At 51.7% G+C, this 7,457-nt stretch carries 11 protein-coding genes; 5 read left to right on the forward strand and 6 right to left on the reverse strand.

What is annotated here, in order from left to right; all coding sequences use genetic code 11:
• Together RHIZ70P_RS17175 and RHIZ70P_RS17180 are read left to right on the forward strand one after the other, a co-directional pair.
• Positions 1-1,251, forward strand: coding sequence for a hypothetical protein (locus RHIZ70P_RS17175; RefSeq protein ID WP_115671705.1), 1,251 nt, complete (start codon positions 1-3; stop codon positions 1,249-1,251).
• A complete protein-coding gene (locus tag RHIZ70P_RS17180; RefSeq protein ID WP_115671706.1) occupies positions 1,251-1,637 on the forward strand; it encodes an Ig domain-containing protein in 387 nt (128 codons plus the stop codon). Before RHIZ70P_RS17175 ends, RHIZ70P_RS17180 begins: the two co-directional genes overlap by 1 nt.
• A 67-nt stretch (positions 1,638-1,704) precedes the next feature.
• On the opposite strand, the gene RHIZ70P_RS17185 is transcribed toward RHIZ70P_RS17180, so the two are convergent.
• The 3 genes from RHIZ70P_RS17185 to RHIZ70P_RS17195 all read right to left on the reverse strand — a co-directional run bounded on the left by RHIZ70P_RS17185 (position 1,705) and on the right by RHIZ70P_RS17195 (position 3,232).
• Positions 1,705-1,995 (reverse strand): hypothetical protein, encoded by a 291-nt coding sequence (locus tag RHIZ70P_RS17185; protein ID WP_147294017.1) that lies wholly within the window; start codon positions 1,993-1,995, stop codon positions 1,705-1,707.
• Positions 1,995-2,261: a hypothetical protein gene (locus RHIZ70P_RS17190; RefSeq protein WP_147294018.1), complete on the reverse strand. Its 267-nt coding sequence runs from the start codon at positions 2,259-2,261 to the stop codon at positions 1,995-1,997. Before RHIZ70P_RS17190 ends, RHIZ70P_RS17185 begins: the two co-directional genes overlap by 1 nt.
• 206 nt (positions 2,262-2,467) lie before the next feature.
• Positions 2,468-3,232, reverse strand: coding sequence for a hypothetical protein (locus tag RHIZ70P_RS17195; RefSeq protein WP_115671709.1), 765 nt, complete (start codon positions 3,230-3,232; stop codon positions 2,468-2,470).
• Positions 3,233-3,436: 204 nt separating this feature from the next.
• Between RHIZ70P_RS17195 and RHIZ70P_RS17200 the strand changes: the two genes are divergently transcribed.
• On the forward strand, positions 3,437-4,492 hold the full coding sequence (locus RHIZ70P_RS17200) for a hypothetical protein (RefSeq protein ID WP_115671710.1): 1,056 nt from the start codon (positions 3,437-3,439) through the stop codon (positions 4,490-4,492).
• A gap of 14 nt (positions 4,493-4,506) precedes the next feature.
• Complete coding sequence (locus tag RHIZ70P_RS17205; RefSeq protein ID WP_181904054.1) at positions 4,507-5,082, forward strand: GNAT family N-acetyltransferase; 576 nt, start codon at positions 4,507-4,509, stop codon at positions 5,080-5,082.
• On the opposite strand, the gene RHIZ70P_RS23485 is transcribed toward RHIZ70P_RS17205, so the two are convergent.
• From RHIZ70P_RS23485 to RHIZ70P_RS17220, 3 genes are read right to left on the reverse strand one after another with little or no spacing between them, the layout of a single operon-like run.
• Positions 5,040-5,573 (reverse strand): AAA family ATPase, encoded by a 534-nt coding sequence (locus RHIZ70P_RS23485; RefSeq protein ID WP_115671711.1) that lies wholly within the window; start codon positions 5,571-5,573, stop codon positions 5,040-5,042. The two genes, RHIZ70P_RS17205 and RHIZ70P_RS23485, sit on opposite strands and share 43 nt — an antisense overlap.
• Entirely contained in the window at positions 5,573-5,992 is a 420-nt protein-coding gene (locus tag RHIZ70P_RS17215) for a hypothetical protein (protein ID WP_113447234.1), read from the reverse strand. Before RHIZ70P_RS17215 ends, RHIZ70P_RS23485 begins: the two co-directional genes overlap by 1 nt.
• Positions 5,970-7,022: an N-acetyltransferase gene (locus tag RHIZ70P_RS17220; protein WP_115671712.1), complete on the reverse strand. Its 1,053-nt coding sequence runs from the start codon at positions 7,020-7,022 to the stop codon at positions 5,970-5,972. Before RHIZ70P_RS17220 ends, RHIZ70P_RS17215 begins: the two co-directional genes overlap by 23 nt.
• A 269-nt stretch (positions 7,023-7,291) precedes the next feature.
• Here RHIZ70P_RS17220 and RHIZ70P_RS17225 point away from each other — a divergent pair.
• The coding region (locus RHIZ70P_RS17225) for a transposase (protein WP_147294007.1) at positions 7,292-7,457 on the forward strand (166 nt) is incomplete at its 3' end.

Below are 7,457 nucleotides of genomic sequence, written 5' to 3' on the forward strand. Positions count from 1 at the left end.
ATGGGCTACCAATTTATTCACCTCGAATCCTATGCACGCAAGGCCGACGCAAAAGGCCGCTCGACCGATTTTATCTTTGCTGAAGCCAGTCGTCAGCCGGAAGCTTCCGTTCATGTAGCGAATCCCGCTCCGCCCGTTATCGTCTTTGGGATGGGCGTGGAAGCGGTGCAGGAAATCCATGACTCTGCCGCCGCTGCCGCTACCATCGCCGTCAAGGGCGGTCATACTCGGAAGCTCGCAAAAGACAAAAAAACTTTACATACAATTGTAACATCATACCCCGCAACCATGGCCGAAATTAGAAGCGATCCGGCCAAGCGGGCGGACGCGGAAGAGTGGGAAAGACGAACAATCTCTTGGCTTCGTTCGCAATATGGCGACGATCTGAAAACCGTTATCCGCCATGAAGACGAGGAATATTTTCATATTCACGCATACGTTGTGCCGGTCGATGAGCCGGGTATGTCGGCCCTAAAATACCATCCGGGCACTATGGCGAAGCGTGCCATCATGGACAATGGCAAGGATGATCAGGACAAAAAGGCTTTATCGAAGCGCGCCGACGCGGCGTACAAACAGGCAATGCGAGAATGGCAGGATTCTTATCATCAGGCCGTTGCGATCCCTTGCGGATTGACGCGACTCGGACCACAGCGCCGCCGTTTGACAAGGGATGAATGGCAACGGGAGAAGGTTCAAGCCAAAGCATTGCAAACGGTCGTCCAGCGAGCGCTCAAGGTTAAGGCGGATGGCGAGAATTTCGTGACGCGAACGAAAAAGGAGACCGCAAAGATCGTTGCCGATGCTGCCCGCGAACAGGAGGCCGCCAGAAATGCGATTGCCGCCGCCCTGGCTGCACAGGATCGAGCCAGAAAAGACCGAGAGCAAGCCCAAACAGCGATGGCTGATGCCGAACGATATTCCGGTTGGGCCGGTCGCCTGCGTGCCGTATGGGACCGTTTGCGGACATCATCCCTTGTCGAAAAGGTGCGAGTCGAATTTTCCAGCGAAATCGACCGTTGGCGCGAGAAAGCACGAGACGCCGAGCGCAGACAGCTTGAAGCTGAGCGTCAGCGCTACGAAGCCGAAAGAAGGGCTCGTGAAGCACAGGACGCGGCATTCCGCGCAGGCATCGAGCGCGACCGTCTGCGTTCAATTCTGACACCTGCCGCCGATCCTGGCACGCCAGACCTTTCGCAAGCTCCCAAGCTGATTTTGAAACCCAATTTTCAGAAAAAGGAAAAAACGTGATGCTTAAAATGATATCAGTCGTCGCCATCCTGATTGCGTCCAATGCGACCGCTGGCGAAATCGTCTGGCGGTCGCCAACAACTGGCACGCTGTCCGCTACTGTCGATCCTGCGCCAACGCAACCGGAGCCGGAGCAACCTGCTTTCAGTATCCACTATGACCCGATCCGCGTTGTCGCCGGTTCGGTCGTCAATGTCATGCCTTCAGGTGATGCCAGGGGCTATTCGTTCGCGCTGAGACAGACACTACCGCCCGGCCTGACACTCGATCCGGCAACCGGCAAAATTGCCGGTCTCGCAGCCGTAGCAGGAAGCTATAGTGTCACCATACGTGCGACGAAGGAAGGCGAGTCTTCGGACTTGGTGATGGCAATCATCGTTTCCTAAAATACCCGCTCTGTGGCTCGGAGCGGGAGAGTGCGGGGAACGATTGGAGCCGTCCCCCGCACTCACATCATCCGATCCGTTTGCTGGCGACATGGAGATACAGCACACCGCTACTTTCGGAGACCTTCGGCCAACCTCGCCCAAGGCATCCTCCGCACCGTTCCTTTGCCACCTGCATCATGTCGGCAGCCGTGAACGGGATGGCCTGTTCATCTGCATGATCCCAAGCGGCCATAGCCTGCTCCTGGATGATCTTCGGAACTACGCAAAGACGGCATCGACCCCTGGCCTTGGCAACCGCGAAATGTGTGATCGTTTCGTCGTCTATGACATCATGGTCTGGCTTCAGTTCCATCATCATACGGCACCATTTAGCGACCGCACGAGCTCGCCAAGCTCAGCAGCAGGCACAGGGGTAAACGGGATTTTCGGCCTTTTCGTCTCTGCTTTGGACATCATGTAAATCGCGCCGTTCGCCGCTGTAATGCGGATGTCCGCCTTTTCGTAACGGAAAACGTTCTCTCCTCGCTTCGGTTTCCAACTGGTGAAAGCCGCAATCGCGTCACCAGTGTCGAGCATCGAATTCTGGATCACGTCCGCAGAGATGTAGATTGTACTCACCATGCCCAGGCTCCTTTCGTTGTGGACGACGAATAGGTAGAAGAGCAAAATAATTCCGTCAAGCGGTGTTTTTTGACAAAGGAATTCTTATAAAAATCAAAAAATAATGTTTCTATTCCAAATTCCTTTGATGCCGTCGAATTTTCGAGGAAATTCCTTGCTACGAATAGTTGGCAGGTCTCAGACCAAGGAATTCTTGAAAAATCCCTTCAAGTTGGGTCGGGAATTCCTTGGTCACCGTCGTTTTTTCGCGACAATTCCTTTTCCCTCCGCACCTCTTCGGCCTCGCGCTGCTTGCGGAATTCCCATCGGATTGCTGCGGACTGGAAATTCCTGACGATATCGGCGTTTAAAGTGGCACGACACAACAGTAAGTCGGCAGGGTCTGACGCATAGGCTTCGTCTAAATATTGGTGCGTCTCGGCTGGCGACATGAGCTTGATCGCGGTCAGCGCGTCATTCTGATGGCGCGCGTCTGTAAGGTCGTACATGATCTCGCCAAGGTACGGACGATAGCCCCAGTTCTTGTATCGGTCGGGAAAAAGCTCGCGGTCGGGATCGGCGTGCCATTGTGCCAATAGCTCCGCCTTTCGGCTGATACGGATGCCGCGTTCGCCCGCAAGCTGATGCCACTGGTCGCGGCTGTAGCCGTCGCAGTGATCGTCGTGACCGGGTGCTGGGGCGAAGTCTTTTGCCGGGTTCGGCGTCCAGTCTGTCGGGTCAGGCGCGGGATCGGGCCAAACGATGTACGAGCGCCGGAATGCCACCAGAATTGATTCCTGCATCGCCAGCACTGCCAGCAGGAAAAGCAGCAGCATCCGCTGGCGTCGCTTTCGCGCTTCTTCAATGTGGCGGCGCAGGCGCTCAATGCGGCGGCGATATTCGTCCTCGCGCAGCCGTCGTTTTCGGCGGCGGCGTTCTTCGTTTTTCTTAATTTCTGCTTTTTGTTTTAGCGTAAGCGGGTAATGGTCCATGGTGATCCTCCGTTTCCTGTAGGATCGCTTTCATGAATTGCAACACACAATAGCCGGTCTCTAGCGTTGCGCTGCCTCCCTAAGGTTGATCGTTTTTTTGCCCTTCCGGTTGCGTTTGAGTTAGAAATACACTCGATAGATTCGGATCGCGCGGGGGCGAGGGTGGACACAATTAAGAATAGGCTTCAGGAAAGAGCAGGCAGCATGGCGGTCTGGTGTGTTGCCAATGGCGACGTTTCGGGCACCACCATGGAGACGCACTTCAATTTCTGGCGTATAGCCGGGGATAAGGATTTCAAGGGTCGCCCTCAGCGACCGCCAAGAGACTTCCTTGAAATTGGTCTGTTGATCAAGAATCCAGCATCAATACAGCGCATAAATGTGTACCTGCCCGTAGATGTCGAGCGACAGTCGATACAAGACGCGGGAGTTCAGTTGGCTCAAACGTCTGTTGCGCAAGGGATTTTCAACGAGAAGCTTCAATGTGTTGTCACACCGGCTCCGGCGCGGATTGAGTTAAAAAACGGCGATAACCTGTTTTGCCGGGTTCACAAGTTCATCGAGCAGAATGGAAGCCTAGACGCTTCCCACCTTTCCTTAGAAAAGTTTTCTGACGGGACCCTCCTGTCAATTGAGAAGGCGGCAATTGAATCAGTTAGCCATCAAATCAAGGCCGATGAGAGTATTTACTTCAGGTTGAGGGTCTATTTGCCTAGTGGAAAATCCAGTCCATTCATTCACGTCATAACGCCGCTTGACCGTAAATTTCAAAGCGGATTTGAGGAGATCGAGTATATCGACTTTCGCTTCAATGAACTTCGTACATTGCCGCCACAGGTGGAGAACAAGATTCGAGCTGACGAGAACAACGGCAAGGTCACTATCAGTCTTGTGGCGTTTCTTACAGCTTTTCCAGTTCATTCCGAGCTGTCTGCCAGCAGCATACAATGGCACAAGAATCGACTTCTTGAACACGACCCATGGGACGACTATGTGCCAAGCGGCATTCCAGGAGGAATGGTCGTTTATCATTGGAAGAAAGAAGGCAAGGACGGAAACGGGGTTGCGGATTTCTCATCTTTCGTCAAACTTCACACGCGGAGGAGCGGTCGCAGGATTTTGCTGACCTATCTGGTCGTCGCATTTTTGTTCGGATTGTTTGGTAATTTAGCGGCTTCTGGCGTTCTTGCGTGGTTTTCGAGCGAAATTAAAGCTACGGTTGACCAAAGTTCTGACGCCATTTCTTCAATCGATAAATGAGGAATATCCCAGCAATGATCTTCACTGAAGATAAAACCTCATTGATTCCGCTGCCAGTCAATACCCAGACTGTATGGAACCGTTCTCTCTCCAACCGTGAGCAGGAAGCGTTGCAGTTCATCAGTGGTTTGTCGGAAGACTATCCGGATATTCAGAATTGGTATGTTAATAAGGTGGTGCCGGGTCTTCGAACAGGGACAAGGTTTTTGCTTCCCGTACATCGGGACGGGAAGTTGGTCGCCGTGGGAATTGCGAAGAACGATGGCTTCGAGCGAAAGATTTGCACGGTTCGCGTAGCGCCGCATCATGCCGGAAGAGGGCTGGGGCTGAGGGTCTTTGACGGCCTATTGAAATGGCTGGATGACGACCAGCCTGGTCTGACAGTCAGCGCCACAAAACTACCCGCATTCGAAAGAATATTTGACTGGTATAAATTTAGGCTCACTGGTGTGGAAAACGGCCTGTACGTACCTGGTAGGCAGGAAGTTGGCTATAATCACGCAATTTTCGCGAAAAAAGACGGTCAGAGTAAAATTCTCGAACCGGTTCACGATAAACATCTTATCGCCTCGGCTAAATCAGGGACCTGATTTGCGTCGATCACAAGCAGTCGGCAAGGAAGCCGTTCGGCATAGGATTCGGCTGCTCTTAACGCGTTCATTTGCGATTTCTCGATTTCTTGCGGGATGACATTCCTTGTATCTCCTCTTGAGAGGCGTCGCTCAGAAATAGCCTCACCTGTAGCTCTGAAAAAAATTAGCCCATTCGGCTTCATAGCTGCGATTACATCGGCAGGAATGATGACCTCACGCCCGGCCACGTAAACAAGGCTATGGGCGTCTAAAAGCATCAATGATGCAGGAGTTTCCGCTCGGGCGAAGTGCACCAAATCAACGAGAAGGTACTGATCCTGGATTACCTCGTTGGCAGAACGCGTCCCTGCGGTCTCGCGATGAAGTCGTAGGAGAGCGCTCGCCGAAAAATGGACAACGTCATGGTTGCCGCTCGCATACTTTGCGCACACGGTAGTTTTGCCTACCCCCGACACTCCGAAAGCGATCACAAGTTTCGTATCGAGCATCACCAGAACTCAAGCTGGTCCTGACGTACAGCTTTTCTCCGCTCTTCTTTCATGTACATGTAGGATTGAGGGGGAGTAAAGTTATCCAAAACTTCCTTTGGATCAATGTGTTCCTCATATTCTCGAACCTCACCGATCTTCAAGGCGTAAGCAATTTTCCGGTCGAGAAAATATTGGTCAAAAAAATCTTTTGTAATACCTGAGCCGGACCGAGTTTTTTTCCATATCTCATGTGGGGCATCTTCTAATATCGTGTCGATATCGAACTCACCAACAATCCGTCCTACCGGCATCGTACAATAAACAACGACTGTGGTGACGTCCTTCCGCGCAAAGACTTTGCGCCTAAATTCGAATGTTTTTACGCCTTTAAATATATTTTCAACATGCTCTGGATTAATCGACAACAATACCTTCATGGACTTTCCCCAATTCGATGATCTTTTGGAATTGAGCCTCACTCAAAGGCTTCAAATCCCAACGCGGTTGTTCTGGTACATCAGCCAGTTCCATGAGGTTTCCGCGTGTGATCCGCTTATTAAACGCAACGTTGTAGGTCATCTTGACCGTGTAGAGCCTGCTCCAAGATACGTACATGTCCTTAAGCTCGTCTTCGGTGAAGACGCTGTGCGGCTTGGTGTACTCAAGAAAATCATCAAGGGAAGCGAAATCCTTACGCCGATGTGTTTCCTCCACAACGCATATTGAGGTCGCAACGGAACGATAAAACGCCGGTCCTTTGTTGTCGGAAGTCCGGTACATAATAACCGCATCCCCCTTTTTCATACGAGTTAGCGGCAGCTTTGCGACGTATATTTTGTGTATGGTGTTTGTGTAGGAAACGTCCTGCACGATCTCTTTGGGTTCGTTGTTAAGAATAGAGTCTGGAAGGAATCGTGAATGAAACTCCGGGTACACCGCAAGAAGCCAAAGGTTTGCGTGCGAAATTCTGATGAATGGATAGGACTTTAACATATCCATTGAATGTTCTGTCAGCGACCGAGACAGAACCAATTCGATGCCGTTTTTTGTCGTTTTCGTGCCGGTTTGTTCAAAGCCATAACGGGAAAACAACTTTATCAGGCTTTCGTGAACATCGAAGACCGTCACATAAATTCCGGTCGCCCCCACATCCAAAGCCGTGTCGAATATTTTCTTAATAACTCGTTCACCGAGTTTGGTCCCTTTGCCCTCAATTTTCAGCGTGCCCACCTTCAGCCAGTGGCCATCGGGAAGATGGGGATCAACGTCCGTCACCGGGCCTTGTTCCGACTTCAGATAGATCATGCCGCTCAGATGGCTGTGCTCATCCACAACGACATAAACGTCTTCTTCTGCCTTGCCGTTGAACCAGGCTGTGAACTCGTCATAGCCTGCTTTTAAGCTGTCGAAAAAAGGGTCCTCAAGAGATAAATTTTTGAATTTTGTAAGTGATAGCGTCCGCGCCATGAATCTCCCCGCAATCCTCCCCGTTGTCGAATAGCATTTGGTGCGAGTCTATCGATGTGTTCTATAGCAACTTGACCTTGCCCGACGCTTGTCCACTGAATAGTGCGCTTTTTGGTTGCATCTCGGAGAATGCATGACGGTGCATGAGCGCGGGAGTCGGATGGAAAACTGGCCGGTGTCACGGTAGTCGAAGGGGCATTGGCTGTGACCTGAGACCCTGAACTTCCTCCAGAATTTGGTAGAGTCCGTCACATCAAGGAGACGGACGAATGAAGCGTTCACGGTTCACGGAAGAACAGATCATCGGGATATTGAAGGAGCAGGAGGCGGGCGCGAAGACAGTCGATGTCTGCCGCAAGCACGGCATCTCGGATGCAACCTTCTACAAGTACAAGGCGAAGTATGGCGGCATGGACGGTGAAGCGGAAAAGCAAA

This window comes from Paenirhizobium selenitireducens ATCC BAA-1503, assembly GCF_900492185.1.
Taxonomy (GTDB): Bacteria; Pseudomonadota; Alphaproteobacteria; order Rhizobiales; family Rhizobiaceae; genus Allorhizobium; species Allorhizobium selenitireducens_A.